Consider the following 16,136-nt stretch of genomic DNA (forward strand, 5'->3'; position numbering starts at 1 on the left):
CGGCGCTTACATGCGATAGGTGAACGACAGCATGGCGGTGCGGCCCGTACCTGGCACCGACCGGCCGCCGTCCGACTGGATCAGCGCATCGTAATACTTCTTGTCGAAGATGTTGAACAGATTCAGCCGCACATCGTACTTGGGCTGGTGGTACGCGATCATGCCGTCCCAGCGCACGAACCCGCCCACCTGGACCGTGTTGGTGTTGTTGGCGTAGCGCTGCGACATATAGAACGCGCCGCCGCCCACTTCCCAGCTCGGCAGGATGGAGTAGCTGGTCCAGGCCGTGGCGGTGTGCTTCGGGGTGTTGGTCGGCACCTTGCCCTGGGTGCCGGCGGCGATGCCGTCCTTGATCTCCGCATCGAGGTAGGTGTACCCCGCGAATACCTGCCACTTCGGCGTGATCCGGCCGGTCACGCCGGCGCGGAAGCCATCCACCTGGATCTTGCCGGTCAGCGCGTACGTGGTGGCGTCGATCTGGCTGCGCGCGTTGTCCTTGGTGATGCGGAAGATGGCCGACGTCAGCGACAGGTTGCCGCTCATCAGATCCCACTTGCCGCCCGCCTCGTAGGCCTTGTTCTTCTCGGGGTCCAGCGACTGCTGGCCCACCGTGCCGACAAGCTGCTCCAGCGACGGGTTGAACGACGTGCCGTACGAAACGTAGTACGACTGCTGTTCGGTCGGCTGCCAGATGCCACCCAGCCGCACGCTGGTGAAGTGGGTATTCTGGTCGGCGTTGGCCAGTGCCGTATTGCCGGCTGTGTTGCCTGAATTGATCGAATTGCTGATGCTGGCGATGTACTTGTCGTAGCGCACACCGGCCACGGCTTTCCACTGCTTGGTGAATTCGATCGAGTCGTTGGCGTACACCGCCACCGTGTTGGCCGAGCCGCCCTGCAGGTTGCCGGTGCGGGTGGCCACGCTGCCCGGCGAGTCCTGGTACGGCGGGTCGATGACGGGCGTGCACGCCACGTAGCCAGAGGTGCCCGTGGCCGGGTTCAGTGCCGTGCTGCCACAGCTGCCGTTGCGGTAGTAGTTCTGGTTGTTGTAGCCGTCGTGGCCAAGCTCCAGGCCCGTCAGCAGCGTGTGTTTCACCGAGCCGGTATCGAACTTCGCGGTCAGCTCGGTCTGGTTGAAGATCGAGTAGTCGCGAATGCTACGGTCATGGCTTTGCTGGCGCACGTAGAGCTGCGACAGCGGCAGGTTGGTGGTGGTCAGTGCGGTAAAGGCGCCCGCCGCATTGATCGATCCCACGGCGTTCGGCGCCGTCTCTCGCGCATTGGTTTCCACATAGTTGAACGCCGTGTAGTTGCGCAGCCGCAGGTTGGGCGAAAACTTGTGGTCGATGCCGCCGTTGAGCGACATGATGTTCTGGCGCGTGTGGTCATTGTTGAAGCCATAGAACGTGTTGCGGTCGACCTTCACCGGATGGCCGTTGATGGCGGGCAGGCCGTAGTCGGGCATGTCCTCGTTGTGCTGCAGCAACGCCGACAGGGTGATCTCCGTCGAAGTACCGATGCCGAAACGCCACGACGGCGCGATGCCGAAATCCTGCACGGACATCTCGTCGCGCGTGCTGGGCTTGCCGTCCTGGGCCATGGCCGAGATGCGGAACGCCGAGGTGTCGCCGGTGGGCGTGTTCACATCGGCCGTGGCGCGCACGAGGCCATTCGTCGTGACCGATCCCGATACTTCCGTGGCGGCCTGCAGCTTGGGCTTCTTGGTCACCTGGTTGATCACGCCGCCCGTGGAGCCGCGTCCGAACAGCATCGACGATGGCCCCATCAGCACTTCCACCTGGTCCAGCGCGAAGGTGTCGCGGTAGTACTGGCCGCGATCGCGGAAACCGTCCAGGTAGATGTCGGTGCGCGCGGAGAAGCCGTTCAGGTTGATGTTGTTACCGATCTGGCCGCCTTCGGCGCCGCCGATGGTGATGCCCGGCACGTTGCGCAGCGCATCGGCCAGCGAGCTTGCGCCTTGCGAATCCATCAATGCCCGGTTCACGATCGTGACCGACTGCGGTACGTCGCGCAGGTCTTCCGGCAGCTTCGACAACTGGCTGCCCGTGGGATTGAAATCATCGCGGGCGGACGATCCTCGGACGGTCACCTCGCGCAGCGTCTGCGGCACGGATTCGGCGGCATTGGAGGCGGCTGGCGCGGGCGCGGCCGGCACCGGCTGCGTGGGTTGGACGGCGGACTGCGCGAAGGCGGCAGGCGCGGCAAACAGTGCCACCAGTGCGGTGGCCACGGGGGTGCGGCGGAGCATTGTCAGTTCCAGTGCGCCCCGTACTGCCGGGCCCTTTACCGGCGTCACGACCGGGGCTCATGTTCGGGCGAACGGGAATATAAATACGAACCATTCGCGTTGCAATGCGCGTTGCGCGCCGCTCACAGACAAGATGTAGAGACCGAGCTTGTCTGATCGTCATGACATCCTTGGTGCGGACTGACGATTCGCCGGGCAGTATCGTGCACTTTGTATGCTGCCCGAGACGCTTTCGATAAAGAGTGGACAACAACAAAACGGCCCGCATGTAGCGGGCCGCTTGCAGACATATGACCACCCGAACGGGTGATCTCATCCAAAATATTTTTCTTCTCCCGCGTCAGTCGGCGGTCATGTGGGCATTTTTTGCAATGCGGCCCAGGCGTTCGCGCTCCGACTTGATGAACGCCACGAAGCTTTCCACCGAACCGCCGGCGGGTTCGATGCCGTTCTGGATCAGGCGCTCGCGAATCTCCGCGTTCTGCATGCCGGCGGTCAGTTCGGCGTTCAGCTTCTTGATGATCGCGGGATCGGTGCCCTTGGGCGCGAAGATGCCGGCCCAATGGCCGATGCGCACTTCAGGCAGGCCCTGTTCGGCGGTGGTGGGGATGTTCGGTGCCGCGGGCATGTGCTTGTCCCACGTCGCGCCCAGTGCCTTGAGCTTGCCTGCCTTGATCTGCGGCAGCACCACGATCGATGCCTCGGACGTGGCCGCCACCTGGTTGCCGATCACGGCCGTGATGCTCTCCGATCCGCTCTTGTACGGCACGACGGTCAGCGAGGCACCTTTTTCCTTGAGCATCTCCTCGACGAAGTGGGGCGTGCTGCCGCTGCCCGCGGTGGCAAACGGCACGCCACCCTGCTTCTTCGAGTACTCGATCAGCTCCTTCACGTTGTTCACGGGCAGCGACGGCGACGCCACGATGACCGACGGGCTCATCGCGATCAGGCCGACGGGCACGAGGTCGTCGGGCTGGTACGGCATCTTCGTGCGGATCAGGCTGTTGGTGACGGTACCCACGGCACCCACCAGGAACGTGTAGCCATCGGGCTTGCTCTTGGCCACGTAGTCGGCGCCCACGATGCCACCGGCACCGGGCCGGTTCTCGATCACCACGGGCTGGCCGATCCGCTTGCTGACGGCGTCGGCACCGGCACGCGCCACCAGGTCATTGGCGCCGCCGGCCGTGAACGGTACGACGAACTTGATCACGTGGTTGGGCCATGCGTCGGCGGCGTGCGCCGTGGTGGCGATCAGCGATGTGGCGGCCAGTGCCAGGGCCAGCGTGCGACCACGAAAGGGGATAGGCATGGTTCGTCTCCGGTAGTTGTTTTGAAGAGGATCGGGAATCCGATCTTACCGAAGGAAGCTGTCAGTTGCCTGTAGGGGGGGCGCGCCGGCGGCCCCCGACCACGTCACTGCTGGCGCACCCAGGTTTGTGTCCGGCCGATCAGGCTGATGCCGATGAAGCCGCGCACATTGAGCTTCTTGCCGTCGTCGGCCATCGACATCTTGCACTTGTAGAGCTTGCCGGTCTCGGGGTCCAGGATCTCGCCACCGGTCCATTCGTTGTCGGCCGTCTTGCGCAATCCAGTGAGCAGCGTCATGCCGATGATGGGCTGGTCCTTGCGCGAATCGGTGCACTTGTCACACACCTTGGGCGCGCCTTCGGTGGGCACCAGGCTCTTCACGAGCTTGCCGCTGTACACACCGTCCTTCTCGGCGATCTCGATCACGCCGCGCGGCTTGCCGGTGGAGTCGTCGATCGTGTGCCAGGTGCCGGCCGGGGTGGACTGCGCCAGTGCCAGGGTGCTGGCAGCGAAAGTCACGGCGATCACGGCGGCACGGGTGGTGGCGCGAAGCAGGGTGCGAGGGTCGGTCATGCGCATGGAAGTCTCCAGTTCAGTGTCGCGATGGCGGATTCGCCAGATCGCGGCGCGGGTCTTGCCGGTCGGTACGGCGGCGGCCATCCTGCATGGCTGACACGCAAGTCGTACAACGTGTGCAGGATATCCGCGCGCGGTCAGGATGATTGCAAGGGTTCGATCGAATGCTTGCCCATCGGTCGGCATCGGCGCCACGCGACGCCAATCTACTGGGCGCGCTCGCTCACCGCAATCTCCATCGATCGTTTGCGTACGCACCAGAGCATACCGGCCCGGTGCTTGCAATCGCCCGCCGGGCGGCGCCTGGCCTGGATTTTGTCCTGCAACAAGTGGCATGCCGCAGCCGCACCCGAGACATTCCTCTAGCCGTTCGACTCGTGGCGCAACCACACCACACCCGACGCGCCAGATGCGGGCCGCCGTGCACGGCATCGGTGAGAACCCGGATGCGAGCGCGAAGGTCGCCACACCGTGCTGTCGCGGTGTCGGTGTTTGACGGCGCAGTCGCCGATTGCGACAGCGTCGTCGCACATGGCAGCGACGACGAGCGTCGCGCGCTGCCGTGCGTCAGTCGACGAGCCTGGTGCGCGTGCCGTCGTGGCGTCGTCGCGCAGCGCGTCGTCACTGCGCGCGGAAGAGCGCGCCGTCACGTTATCGAGCGCGCGACTGATGTGAAAACCTGGAAGCGAAAGTGTGTCGGCACGGCAAACCGTTGCGTAAGCGCATCACTCTTTCGTCGTACTCGCGCAACTGTCTGATCGACGCACGCGACGTCGCGCTGCGCGCAACGCAGGGTTGTCGTCGCAGCGTGTGGTCGCGGTGCTTGCGCGCGACTCGCAAGCGCATCGAAGCGCGATGGCGCGCGATGCTGACGATCTTCGCACGGTCGTTTCGATGCACGCTCCAGCGTCAGCGCACGCGCGGCGGAAAGCTAATGTCCATGCGGGTTTCAAGCCGGTCGCCAAGTACGCCGAACGTTGCATCGTGGCATCGCGCGCATCGCTCGAAGACGCTGCCGGAGGGTGCGCGCGACAGGTGTGAAAGCAGGTTGCGCAGTGACATCGCAAGCTGTTCATCGACCATCGAAACACACGTGCGATGGAACTTCGTTTGGTATGCGAGCGTCATGATGAGAGAGCGCTTCGATGATGGCGTCATCGAAGCGCGCGCGTGAATTAGATCGATTCGATCTTGCGCGCAAGTTTTTTTGCACTTTTTTCTTAACATCATCGAACAAACGAATTATGATTCGCCTTGACAAGAGTCTCACTTCATTGCATCGATGTGTTTGACGAAGCGAGCGTCGCAAGAAGGCAAGCAAGAAGCAACGATGACGCGACGCTTCGACGCAGTGAATGCGGGTAGCCGAGGAGCATTAGAACTTTGACGCAGACCGGGCCGATCAGGCTTCTTACAACGCGTGCAGTCTCCTGTAGCCCAGTGACGGGATGGGCGAGCTACCCCCGTAGGATTGCCGTTCGCAGTGCGCGAGGCCAAGCCCGTGCTGCGGACCTGCTGACCGATATCTCCTCTTTTGCGGTTGCGCGCCAACACGATGGTGGGCGCGGACCAGTCGAATATTCCAGGGCACGGCATGCCCGGGAAATCCGCCTGTACGCTGGCTTTGCAGCCCGCGCGCGGATTTTGCGCTGCCGTGAAACCACCGCGCTGCGCGACATGGGTCGCGGCGGAATCCCTGTCACCGAATTCATTAGCGTGCGGCCGAAACTGTGTCGTGCGCCGATGAATCGCTCGCTCGGTTGAGGCATGCGCGAATGCGCCTCGGATCGGTCGGGTCGTCCCTTTAGGTCATTCGATATTTCACGTTAGTGAAGGAGTTATCCATGGCAACTGCTGCAAAGAAAAAGCCGGCGGCCAAGAAGGCTGCCAAGCCGGCCGCCAAGAAGGCTGCTGTGAAGAAGGTCGTCGCCAAGAAGGCTGCGCCGGCCGCCAAGAAGGCTGCTGCCAAGAAGGTCGCAACCAAGAAGGTAGCCGCCAAGAAGCCGGCAGCCGCCAAGAAGGCTGCAGTGAAGAAGGTTGCTGCCAAGAAGGTCGCAACCAAGAAGGTAGCCGCCAAGAAGGCAGCACCGGCCAAGAAGGCTGCAGTGAAGAAGGTTGCCGCCAAGAAGGTCGCAACCAAGAAGGTAGCCGCCAAGAAGGCAGCACCGGCCAAGAAGGCCGCGGTGAAGAAGGTTGCCGCCAAGAAGGTTGCAACCAAGAAGGTAGCCGCCAAGAAGGCTGCACCGGCCAAGAAGGCTGCTGCTGCCAAGAAGCCGGCTGCTGCGAAGAAGCCTGCCGCTGCCAAGAAGCCTGCTGCTGCGAAGAAGCCTGCTGCCGCCAAGAAGCCGGCTGCGAAGAAGGCTGCTGCGAAGAAGCCGGCTGCCAAGAAGGCTGCCAAGCCTGCCGCTGCTCCTGCCGTTGCACCTGCTGCTGCTGCACCCGCCAAGACCGCGCTGAACCCGGCCGCGGCCTGGCCGTTCCCGACGGGCAACCGTCCGTAATCGTTTCGCCTAGTGCGAACGGTCACAACTGGGAATCGCCTGGGCACGCATTGCGTGCCGCAATGACCGGATACCGCGTATCCGGTCTGCAAGACAGCAAGTCTTGCCAACCCGCCGATGGCATCCGTGCCCGGCGGGTTTTTTATTGGCCGCTGCAGACAGCGGGCGCGGGCGGACGAAAAAAAACGCCGCGGCCCGGGGGCACGCGGCGTTCCTTTCTGACAGGTGCGTAATGTTCTCAGTGCGAGACGCGCGTCACGCCGCCTGACGACAGCAGCCGCACACGATCGCCTGGACGGAATACCTCGTCGGCTTCCTGCGTGATCGCGCGCATGTCGCCGTCTTCGAGCTGGACGGTGATTTCCAGGCCGCGCCGTTGCGTGATCCGGTTCTCGGCCGCGCTGCCTGCGATGCCACCCAGCACGGCGCCCAGCAGGCCCGCCGCCACCGCTCCGCCACCGCCACCGATGGTGCTGCCGGCGGCAACGCCACCGATCGCGCCACCGGCAAGCGTGCCGGCCCCGGTGGAGCCGCCCTGGATCATGACTTCGCGGACACCCTGCACCACGCCATAGCGCACCGTCTGCTCGCGCTGCGCCTGGCCAGGTGAGTAGACGCTGCCGGAGTTCGAGTAGTTGGCGCAGCCGCTGACCAGTGCAACAGTGGCCAGCACCGCGACACCGCCAATTCGAATGATCTGATTCATGGCAACTCCCGTCTGAATGCCGCGCCGTTCGTCATCGTCCGGTGCGCGCGGTGCACCGTTTCATCTTAGCTGTACTGGTAGCCGAATGCCGTGGCGAACCGGCTGCCGATCTCTTCACGCGAAATCCAGTGATTTTGCGGACCCTGCTGTGCAATCTTGAGCGCACCCATCAGCGACGCCAGGCGCCCGGTGGTTTCCCAGTCCATGCCCTGCTCGATGCCGAACAGCAGGCCGCCACGGAACGCGTCGCCGCAGCCGGTGGGGTCCACCACGCGCTCCGCCTGCACGGCGGGAATCGCGTATTGCTGGCCGTCCGCGAAGATGCTGGCGCCACGTTCGCCGTGCGTCACGATGAACGCGCGCACCTTGGCAGCCACTTCGGCGCTGGTCCAGGCCGTACGCTGCAGCATGACCTGTGCTTCATAGTCATTGACCGTCACGTAGCTGGCGAGTTCGATGAACTGGCGCAGGTCTTCGCCGTTGAACAGCGGCATGGCCTGGCCCAGGTCGAAGATGAACGGGATGCCTGCATCGGCAAACTGCTGCGCGTGGTGCAGCATGCCTTCGCGGCTGTCCGGTGCCACGATGCCCAGCGCCGGACGCTGGCCCGCGCCAAGAGCGTCCTGCACGCTGTTGACCTTCGACTCGCCCATCGCACCCGGGTGAAAGGCGGTGATCTGGTTGTTGTCCAGGTCGGTCGTGATCATCGCTTGTGCCGTGAACATATCGGCCAGCGTGCGGATGTATTCGGTGGAGATGCCCAGCTCGCGCAGATACTGCAGATACGGCGTGGCGTCCTGGCCGACGGTGGCCATCACCAGCGGTTCGCCGCCCAGCATCTTCAGCGTATAGGCGATGTTGCCCGCGCAGCCGCCGAATTCACGGCGCATGCCAGGGACCAGGAACGAAACGTTCAGCATGTGGATCTGGTCCGGAAGAATGTGTTCACGGAACCGCCCGTCGAACGTCATGATGGTGTCGTAGGCGACGGAACCGCAGATCAGGCTGGACATCTCTTCTCCAAAATGGCCCGCTGGCGGGCCGCAACATATACGTTAAAGAATTCCGCCCGTGCATGACGGGCGGAAGTGCTTGTAAAACTGTGTCCTACCGAACAGATTATTTCAGTGCCGCCAGAGCCGCGTCGTAGTTCGGCTCCTGTTTGATCTCGGGCACCAGTTCGCTGTACTTTACTGCATCGTTTTCGTCGACCACCACCACGGCGCGTGCGCACACGCCGGCCAGCGGACCGCTCTTGATATCCACGCCGTACGCGTTCTTGAAATCGGCGCCGCGCATCGTCGACAGCGTGACCACATTGGCCAGGCCCTCAGCGGTGCAGAAGCGGCCCATGGCGAACGGCAGGTCGGCCGAGATCGTCAGTACCACGGTGTTGTCGAGGCTGCTAGCGGCTTCGTTGAACTTGCGTGCCGACGCCTGGCAAACGGGCGTGTCCAGGCTCGGGACGATGTTCAGCACCTTGCGCTTGCCGGCAAAGTCGGCGAGCTTCACGTCCTTCAGGTCCTTGCCTACCAGCGAGAAGGCCGGTGCCTTGTCGCCAGCCTGGGGAAACTTGCCGCCAACTTCAATGGCGTTGCCGCCGAGGGTCACATTGCTCATGGTTGCTCCTGTCAGGAAGATACGAGCCCGCCGGCCCGGTGCATTGCCGGCCGGCGTGGCGGGGGGGCGATGGAATTCAGGGGTAGAAGATCAGCACGCGGTAGTTGGCTGCCACCTGCTGCGTCCGGAATCGTACCCGAACCGGCAGCTCGCTGCCCGCGCGAAGGCCCGTGGCGGCAAAGCCGCGCTGGGCCGCGTCCAGGTACTCGGCTGGCTGCAGCACGCGGCGCAGCAGCAACTGGTCCTGCAAATCGGTCATCACCAGTTCGATGGCTGGCAGTGCCGTGGTGGCGCGGCCCTGGTTGCGTAGCGTGACGGCCAACTGATAGACGTCGTTGGCCTCGTCCTGCTTTTGCAGTTGCGAGGTGTCGATGCGCAGCGCATCGAGATCGCGCCACGGCGGCACTTCGCAACCGAACGGCGCGCAGGCCGCTTCAAGTACCGGGCGAAGCACCGGCATGCTGCCGGCGATCTGGCTGCGGGCCAGGAACACGCCTTGCACCAGCAGACCAACGCCAAGGACGATCGCCGCCGTGCGTACCCACGTACGCTTGCTGCCCGGTACCGACGCGCTGGGACGTGGCGCGCGCGCCTGTTCGCGCTCGCGCGTATGGCGCAGGAAGTCCGGTGCGAACACGGGACCGGCAGCCGGCGCGGCATTCTGGCCCAGCCAGTGCCGCGTGGTGGATTCGCGGGCCACGGCGTCGGGCGTGCCATCGCGCGGGGTCACGCCCAGGTCGTGCTCGATGACGTCGCGAGCCTGGGCCGCCCAAGCTTCCGCCTCGGCGTCCACGGGGTCTTCCGCTCGCAGGAAGCCGCTTGCACTGGGCACCGGATCGGTCTGCGGGAACGGCTCCGGCGTTGGCAATGCTTCCGCCGGAGTCTCTGGCCATGCAGCCGTCGACGCTTCAGCGGCCGCATCGGCCACATCGGTCGCATGGGGCTTGTCGGTTGTGTCGGCCGTATCGGTCGCGTAAGTCGTGTTGTCCGTGTCGTCCACGTCCAGCGATGCCGGTGCGCTGACCGCTGCCGCCGGTGGCTCCGGGGCATCGGGCACGGCATTGGCCGCTGTGGGCGTGCTCACAGGCGCCATCGGCCTGGTAGGCGGTGCCTCGGTTGGCCGCAGCGGCGGCCAGCTTGCCTTGGCGCTGTACGCGCCATAGGGCGGCATGCCCGACGGGGTGGGGGGCGCGAACGCGGCGGCCGGGTCGAGCGAGGAATGCGTGGCACCCGCCGGCGGCCGCGCGGGCTCGTCGTCGAATGCCGAATGATTGAGTGTGGGCCAGGGCAGCGGCGGCTCGGTCAGCGGCGTTTCCACTTCCGGCGCGGCGTGCGCAGCGATGTCCGCCGGTGCGGCTTCCACCTGGGGCTCGACTTCGGATTCGGGCGCTGCGCTGGCAGCTTGTCCGTCGTCCGCTTCGGGAGTTTCCGTGGCTTCCGTGACTTCCGTGGCAACGGGCTGACCGGCAGTATCGTCCGCTTGCGCTTCTGCTACCGCTTCAGCTTCAGCTTCTGCCTCTGCCTCTGCCTCTGCCTCGTCCGCCTCTGCTTCGAGGCGATCCTCTGCCGGCATTTCCCGGGCAGCGGATGTTTCCTTCTGCTCCGGAATCGGCTCCGGTTCCCGCTCCGGTTCCGGTTCCGGTTCCGGTTCCGACATCATGGTCGTCGGCGAATCCAGCGCGGGGACTTCATAGCCAGGATCGAAACCCGGTTCGAACGGGGCTTCGTTCTCGCGTGCGCGGGCCGATGCCTGCGCCTGTTCGGCGTGCGCAAGCGCAGCGCTCATCGTCACCGGCGGCGTGGCCGATGACGGGGCGGGCGCGACAGCCGGGGCAGCGGCGCTGGCCGGTGCAGGCACCTCGATCAGGTGCTCGCGCGCATCAAAGACGGTGTCGCATTGTCCGCAACGGACCAGACCCTGACGCAGTCGCAGTTGGTCCGCAACAAGCCGGAACGCGGTGCGGCAGGCCGGACAGCGCGTGACGAGCTTGGCAGCGGCCATGGGAGATCAGGGTTGGTTGGTGCCGGTAGCCGGGCGCGAGCCGTGCAGGCACACCCAGCCTTCCTCGCTGCGCCAGACCGACATGGCGATCCACGGCGCATAGGCGGCGGCCACTTCGTCGGCCTGCCGCTCCAGCACGCCGGACAGGATCAGCCGGCCGCCAGGACGCACGCGTGCGGTGAGCATCGCGGCCATCAGCTTGAGCGGATTGGAAAGAATGTTGGCCACGACCAGGTCGTAGCTGGCGTCAGACACCGATTCCGGCAGCGCAAACGTGGCTTCCACGCGATTGCGTTCGGCGTTGTAGCGCGATGCCTCCACGGCATTCGGATCGATGTCGATACCCACCGTCGGGCCCGCGCCAAGCTTCTTCGCGACGATGGCGAGGATGCCCGAGCCGCAGCCGTAGTCCAGCACGGTCTCGCCGGGCTGCACGTTCTGCTCCAGCCACTGCATGCACAGGCGCGTGGTCGGATGGCTGCCGGTGCCAAAGGCCAGACCGGGGTCGAGTTCCAGGATCACTGCGTCGGGGTCCGGGGCATCGTGCCACGACGGCACGACCCAGACTTTTTCGCCCACGCGGATCGGTTCGAATTGCGACTGGGTCAGACGCACCCAGTCCTGGTCTTCCACGGCGCGCAGCGTGTACGCAGGCACCGGGTCGACATTAAGAGCATTCGCGGCGGCGGTCACCACCAGCGCGGGGTCGGTCTCTTCGTCGAAGAGCGCCACCACGCGCGACCGGTTCCACGCCAGCCGCGTAGGCTCCAGCCCGGGTTCACCAAAGAGCGGTTGCTCGTCAGGCGTATCGGCGTCGGCGTCTTCCACCGATACCGACAGCGCGCCGAGGTCGAACAATGCATCGGACCAGGCTTCAGCCTGATCCTGCGCAATTTCGATCACACATTCCTGGAAAGCCACGAGGTTCCTTTTCTACTGCGTTGCCGGCCGTCAGGCCACGCGTCAGGGCTTTTCGCCCTGGGCGTTGGCCTTCTGGGCCAGGCGGTGTTCAAGATAGTGGATGCTGGTGCCGCCTTCCACGAAGTTGGCGTCCAGCATCAGCTCGCGGTGCAGCGGCACGTTGGTCAGGATACCGTCCACCACCATCTCGGACAGCGCGATACGCATGCGGGCGATGGCCTGGTCACGCGTGGCGCCGTACGTGATGATCTTGCCGATCATCGAATCGTAGTTGGGCGGTACGAAGTAGCCATCATACGCGTGCGAGTCCACCCGCACACCAGGGCCGCCGGGCATGTGCCAGGCGGTGATGCGGCCCGGCGACGGCGTGAACTTGAACGGGTCCTCGGCGTTGATACGGCACTCGAGCGCGTGGCCGCGCAGTTCCACGTCCTTCTGGCGGAAGCGCAGCTTCTCGCCGTAGGCGATGCGGATCTGTTCCTGCACGATGTCGATGCCCGTGATCATCTCGGTGACCGGGTGCTCGACCTGCACGCGCGTGTTCATCTCGATGAAGTAGAACTCGTTGTTCTCGTACAGGAATTCGAACGTGCCGGCGCCACGGTAGCCAATCTTCTTGCAGGCGTCGGCGCAACGGTCGCCAATACGCTCGATCAGGCGTCGCGGAATGTGCGGTGCCGGCGCTTCCTCGATCACCTTCTGGTGGCGGCGCTGCATCGAGCAGTCGCGTTCGCCCAGCCAGATGGCCTGCTTGTGCTGGTCGGCCAGGATCTGGATTTCCACATGGCGCGGGTTCTCGAGGAACTTCTCCATGTAGACCTCGGGATTGCCGAAGGCACGGCCGGCTTCCTCACGCGTCATGTTGACGGCGTTGATCAGCGCGGCCTCGGTGTGCACCACGCGCATGCCGCGGCCACCGCCGCCGCCAGCGGCCTTGATGATCACGGGATAGCCCACGCGGCGTGCGGTAGCCAGGATTTCCTTGGGATCGTCGGGCAGGGCGCCTTCCGAACCCGGCACGCACGGCACGCCGGACTTGATCATGGCCTGCTTGGCCGACACCTTGTCGCCCATCAGGCGGATACTGTCGGACGTCGGGCCGATGAACACGAAGCCCGATTTCTCGACGCGCTCGGCAAAGTCGGCGTTTTCCGACAGGAAGCCGTAGCCCGGGTGGATCGCCTGGGCGTCGGTCACCTCGGCGGCCGAGATGATGGCCGGCATGTTCAGGTACGACAGCGGCGACGGAGCCGGGCCGATACAGACTGCTTCATCGGCCAGCTTGACGTACTTGGCTTCCTTGTCGGCTTCCGAGTACACCACCACGGTCTTGATGCCCAGCTCGCGGCAGGCGCGCTGGATGCGAAGGGCGATTTCGCCGCGGTTCGCGATCAGAATTTTTTCAAACATGGTCTCTCTCTGCGAGAACAGGGGCGGGCCCGCGCACGCCTGACAGTGGCGTACCGGACCAACGCATGCGGCAGGGCCTCAGGGGGCGCACCTGCCGCTGACAGCCGGCTGCCGGCTTAGCCGATCACGAACAGCGGCTGGCCGTATTCCACGGCCTGGCCGTTTTCAACGAGGATTTCCTTGATCACGCCAGCCTTGTCGCACTCGATTTCGTTGAGCAGCTTCATGGCTTCGATGATGCAGACGGTCTGGCCTTCCTTGACGGTATCGCCCACGTTCACGAACGCGGCGGCACCCGGCGACGGCGCGCGGTAGAACGTGCCGACCATCGGCGACGTCACCACGTGGCCAGCCGGCAGTTGCGGCGCGGCTTCTGCGGCGGCAGCAACCGGGGCGACGGGGGCGCCAGCCATGGGTGCGGCGGCGGCCGGCAGGGCCTGGTACTGCGGCATGGCGACCGGCGCCAGCACTTGCGGAGGTTGCTTGACGATCCGAACCTTGCCGTCGCCTTCGGTCACTTCGAGTTCCGAAATGCCGGATTCGGCCACCAGGTCGATCAGCGTCTTCAGCTTGCGCAGGTCCATCTTCTTATCCTCCAGAATCGGGTTGTCCGGTCACCTTCGTGTCAGCAAAGGCGACGGCGGCGGTCAGTCATTGATTTGGCCCGTCGCGGGATGCGCGCCAGGCCGGTAATGTCTCGGGCTAAACGGAAACGGCAGGGCGTTGCCGTGCTAGCTGTCCTGTTCCTGCGCCAGCGCGTATTCCAGCGCCAGCAGGTATCCCTGCCAGCCCAGGCCGCAAATCACCCCGATCGCCTGATCGGAGAAATATGAGTGATGGCGGAACGGCTCGCGGCGATGCACATTGGACAGATGCACTTCGACAAAGGGGATGTCCACGCCGGCCAGCGCGTCGCGCAGCGCCACGCTGGTATGCGTGAATGCCGCGGGATTGATGATGACCAGATCCACCCCTTCACCGCGCGCTGCCTGAACGCGATCCACCAGCGCGCCCTCGTGGTTGGACTGGAACGTATCCAGGCCAATGCCCGCGGACGCCGCGCGTTTTGCCAGCGCTTCGTTGATGTCGGCGAGCGTCGTATGTCCATACGTCTGCGGCTCACGCGTACCGAGCAGGTTCAGGTTCGGACCATGCAGAACCAGCACTTTACGGTAGCGGGCAGAGCGGCTTGCAGTTGGGTTGGAAGACACGGCGGCTCGACCAGTTCAACGAAATTGCGCGGAGATTACCGTAGCTTAGAGGGATTTGTCTAGCACGGGATACAAGGGTGGATGTCGAGAAAGCGTCATTCCAGGCACTCGAAGTGACGCATTTTCCACAATTTCCGGCGCTGTGCGGGTTTGTCCGCACGTTGGCGCCAAATTCTCGTGCTTTCGAAGCGAGATCAATGCAAATACCGGATATTTGCGATTTCGCATGTTGCGGGCCGGTCAGGCTCCGGGCAATTCCTTGCGCAGTTCGTCAGCGTGTACGCGTCCCATCTTGCGGTACTTCACGTCGCCGTCGGGCGTGATGACCACCGTGTACGGCAGCCCTCCCTGGGCGTTGCCAAAGCTCTTGGCCAGTTCCGTGCCGGCAAAGCCGGCCACGGCCAGCGGATACTTGACCGGGACTTTCTTGAGGAATTCCTGGATGTTGTTAGCCGAATCGATGCCGATGCCGATGAATTCGACATTGCGCTGCGCATACTCGCCGTGCAGCGCGGTCAGTTCGGGCATTTCCTCGACGCACGGGCCGCACCACGGTGCCCAGAAATTGACCACCAGCGTCTTGCCGCGATACTTCGACAGATCAAGCTCGGTGCCGGACGGATCGGGCATCTTGGCCAGGAACAGCGATTCCACCGCCTGGTCGGACGCCGGCTTGGGCGCCAGCGCGAAATTCGCCACCAGGGCGCCGGCTGCGGCCGCCACGACGGCCACGACGATCCAGATGGCAAGGGAAGAGCGGCGGGCCGGCGCGGGGCCGGGAGCAGATGCGGTCATTTTTGGATGGCGTTGAAGACAGTTCTATATAGATAGAGAGAATCGGCGGTGCAGGCGTAGCCGGTCAGGCGCTGTCGCCAGCCTCTGCCACCAGGGTGCGTACCGTATTGGCATCGGCCCGGGCCACACGGCCGCTGGCGTCGGCCCTGACCGCGCCGCGTTCATCGACGGCATCATACAGCGCGAGGTGAATCCCCACCGGGGCACCCAGCGTGGCCCGGACCTCGCCGGCCAACTGGCGCGCCTCGCGCAGCGCGGGCCACTGGCCGCGCCACAGGAAGCTCAGGGTTTCCACGTCGCCCCGGCCGGCGAAATGACGGCTTTCGCTGGTATCGAAATCCACGCCGGCATTGAGCAGGTGCAGGGCCACGTCCTTGGGGCTGTCGCAGAAGCACTGGAGATAGACGTCGGAATGCTCGGTTGCCGTGCCGTTGAGCACGGCACCCACCAGATACGGGCGAAACGGGGCCAGGTCGTCCATGGCCAGCAACGCCAGTTGGCGCAACAGCGCCAGGATGCGCGGCTGGTGCTCGCCGTGGAAGAGCGCCTGGTAGGCGCGAACCTCTTCTTCGATCAGTTCGTTGTCGGGCAGCCATTCGCCGGCCACGCGCACGTCGCCAAGCAGCTGGCGGGCAGCCTTGCGCTTGGCGGTGGCGTAATCGGCGCCATCTTCGGCGATCATGCGCGCCGCGGCCTGGGCGATTTCCTCGCGCAGGCGGGCGGGGTCGGATGGGGTGCGTCGTGACATGGTATCGATGATACCCGCATGGCCGCGCCGAGCATGACAGGCCGGGCGGCGGCGCAGCCGGGGAACC

15 protein-coding genes are annotated in these 16,136 nt (G+C 64.7%); 1 reads left to right on the forward strand and 14 read right to left on the reverse strand.

Going from position 1 to position 16,136, the window contains the following annotated elements; genetic code table 11:
• Nucleotides 1-6: 6 nt before the first annotated feature.
• The 4 genes from MFF62_RS23560 to MFF62_RS23575 all read right to left on the reverse strand — a co-directional run bounded on the left by MFF62_RS23560 (nucleotide 7) and on the right by MFF62_RS23575 (nucleotide 5,238).
• The gene (locus tag MFF62_RS23560; RefSeq protein WP_238265530.1) at nucleotides 7-2,268 is read right to left on the reverse strand and encodes a TonB-dependent receptor; all 2,262 of its coding nucleotides are present in this window, start codon (nucleotides 2,266-2,268) and stop codon (nucleotides 7-9) included.
• A gap of 340 nt (nucleotides 2,269-2,608) precedes the next feature.
• Nucleotides 2,609-3,580, reverse strand: a complete 972-nt coding sequence (locus MFF62_RS23565) for a Bug family tripartite tricarboxylate transporter substrate binding protein (RefSeq protein WP_238265531.1) — start codon at nucleotides 3,578-3,580, stop codon at nucleotides 2,609-2,611.
• A gap of 104 nt (nucleotides 3,581-3,684) precedes the next feature.
• Nucleotides 3,685-4,158 (reverse strand): DUF2147 domain-containing protein, encoded by a 474-nt coding sequence (locus MFF62_RS23570; protein ID WP_238265532.1) that lies wholly within the window; start codon nucleotides 4,156-4,158, stop codon nucleotides 3,685-3,687.
• 906 nt (nucleotides 4,159-5,064) lie between these two features.
• Nucleotides 5,065-5,238: a hypothetical protein gene (locus tag MFF62_RS23575; RefSeq protein WP_238265533.1), complete on the reverse strand. Its 174-nt coding sequence runs from the start codon at nucleotides 5,236-5,238 to the stop codon at nucleotides 5,065-5,067.
• Between the two features lie 761 nt (nucleotides 5,239-5,999).
• Here MFF62_RS23575 and MFF62_RS23580 point away from each other — a divergent pair.
• Nucleotides 6,000-6,656, forward strand: coding sequence for a histone H1-like DNA-binding protein (locus MFF62_RS23580; RefSeq protein WP_238265535.1), 657 nt, complete (start codon nucleotides 6,000-6,002; stop codon nucleotides 6,654-6,656).
• Nucleotides 6,657-6,894: 238 nt separating this feature from the next.
• Here MFF62_RS23580 and MFF62_RS23585 read toward each other — a convergent pair whose 3' ends face one another.
• The 10 genes from MFF62_RS23585 to MFF62_RS23630 all read right to left on the reverse strand — a co-directional run bounded on the left by MFF62_RS23585 (nucleotide 6,895) and on the right by MFF62_RS23630 (nucleotide 16,069).
• Complete coding sequence (locus MFF62_RS23585; protein WP_238265536.1) at nucleotides 6,895-7,362, reverse strand: outer membrane lipoprotein; 468 nt, start codon at nucleotides 7,360-7,362, stop codon at nucleotides 6,895-6,897.
• 65 nt (nucleotides 7,363-7,427) lie between these two features.
• Nucleotides 7,428-8,375 carry a carbohydrate kinase family protein gene (locus tag MFF62_RS23590; protein WP_238265537.1) on the reverse strand — a complete coding sequence of 316 codons (948 nt, stop codon included), beginning with the start codon at nucleotides 8,373-8,375 and terminating at the stop codon, nucleotides 7,428-7,430.
• A gap of 106 nt (nucleotides 8,376-8,481) precedes the next feature.
• The gene (gene tpx / locus MFF62_RS23595) at nucleotides 8,482-8,982 is read right to left on the reverse strand and encodes a thiol peroxidase (protein ID WP_238265538.1); all 501 of its coding nucleotides are present in this window, start codon (nucleotides 8,980-8,982) and stop codon (nucleotides 8,482-8,484) included.
• A 76-nt stretch (nucleotides 8,983-9,058) separates the two neighbouring features.
• Complete coding sequence (locus MFF62_RS23600) at nucleotides 9,059-10,984, reverse strand: DUF3426 domain-containing protein (RefSeq protein ID WP_238265539.1); 1,926 nt, start codon at nucleotides 10,982-10,984, stop codon at nucleotides 9,059-9,061.
• 6 nt (nucleotides 10,985-10,990) lie between these two features.
• Nucleotides 10,991-11,905 carry a 50S ribosomal protein L11 methyltransferase gene (prmA, locus tag MFF62_RS23605; protein ID WP_238265540.1) on the reverse strand — a complete coding sequence of 305 codons (915 nt, stop codon included), beginning with the start codon at nucleotides 11,903-11,905 and terminating at the stop codon, nucleotides 10,991-10,993.
• Between the two features lie 42 nt (nucleotides 11,906-11,947).
• Entirely contained in the window at nucleotides 11,948-13,315 is a 1,368-nt protein-coding gene (gene accC / locus MFF62_RS23610; protein ID WP_238265541.1) for an acetyl-CoA carboxylase biotin carboxylase subunit, read from the reverse strand.
• A 116-nt stretch (nucleotides 13,316-13,431) separates the two neighbouring features.
• Nucleotides 13,432-13,899: an acetyl-CoA carboxylase biotin carboxyl carrier protein gene (accB, locus tag MFF62_RS23615; RefSeq protein WP_238265542.1), complete on the reverse strand. Its 468-nt coding sequence runs from the start codon at nucleotides 13,897-13,899 to the stop codon at nucleotides 13,432-13,434.
• Nucleotides 13,900-14,046: 147 nt separating this feature from the next.
• Nucleotides 14,047-14,526, reverse strand: a complete 480-nt coding sequence (gene aroQ / locus MFF62_RS23620) for a type II 3-dehydroquinate dehydratase (RefSeq protein WP_238265543.1) — start codon at nucleotides 14,524-14,526, stop codon at nucleotides 14,047-14,049.
• Nucleotides 14,527-14,766: 240 nt separating this feature from the next.
• Nucleotides 14,767-15,321, reverse strand: coding sequence for a TlpA family protein disulfide reductase (locus MFF62_RS23625; protein ID WP_238265544.1), 555 nt, complete (start codon nucleotides 15,319-15,321; stop codon nucleotides 14,767-14,769).
• A 64-nt stretch (nucleotides 15,322-15,385) separates the two neighbouring features.
• Nucleotides 15,386-16,069: a UDP-N-acetylmuramate--alanine ligase gene (locus MFF62_RS23630; RefSeq protein ID WP_238265546.1), complete on the reverse strand. Its 684-nt coding sequence runs from the start codon at nucleotides 16,067-16,069 to the stop codon at nucleotides 15,386-15,388.
• Nucleotides 16,070-16,136: the final 67 nt, after the last annotated feature.

It is taken from the genome of Cupriavidus pauculus, assembly GCF_022179805.1.
Taxonomy (GTDB): domain Bacteria; phylum Pseudomonadota; class Gammaproteobacteria; order Burkholderiales; family Burkholderiaceae; genus Cupriavidus; species Cupriavidus pauculus_E.